The 443-nt window shown below is 47.2% G+C and carries 1 protein-coding gene; it reads left to right on the forward strand.

Features of this window, described 5'->3' with window-relative positions:
* Positions 1 to 443: hypothetical protein (locus NU887_RS21130; RefSeq protein ID WP_420839808.1), on the forward strand; the 443-nt coding region annotated here is incomplete at both ends.

Below are 443 nucleotides of genomic sequence, written 5' to 3' on the forward strand. Positions count from 1 at the left end.
ACCTTCGACGAAACTGATGTCAACTATGGCTTGGTTGGTTTTGGAGGAGCAGAAGCTTCTTCTATAGTAGAAGATCCGACTTTGGCCAGCAACAAAGTAGCCAAGGTTATTAAATCTGCAGGTGCGGAACTTTGGGCAGGTACCACTGTCACAGCCGTCACAGGCGGAGTTCAGACAGGATTCAGCACAAAAATTCCTTTTACAGAAGCTGATAAGAAAATGACCGTCAGGGTTTGGTCACCGGATGCAGGCATTAAAGTCCGCCTCAAAGTGGAAGACCATCTTGATCCTACCAAATCAGTAGAGACTGAAGCGACTACCACTGTCGCGGCTGCATGGGAAACTTTGACTTTTGACTTTGGCGCTCAGGTACCGGAAACCGCAGCCATCAACCTCGCATTCAACTACAACAAAGCTTCTATCTTCTTCAACTTTGGAACTAC

The organism is Aquiflexum gelatinilyticum (assembly GCF_024741135.1).
In the GTDB taxonomy this organism is placed as follows: Bacteria; Bacteroidota; Bacteroidia; order Cytophagales; family Cyclobacteriaceae; genus Cognataquiflexum; species Cognataquiflexum gelatinilyticum.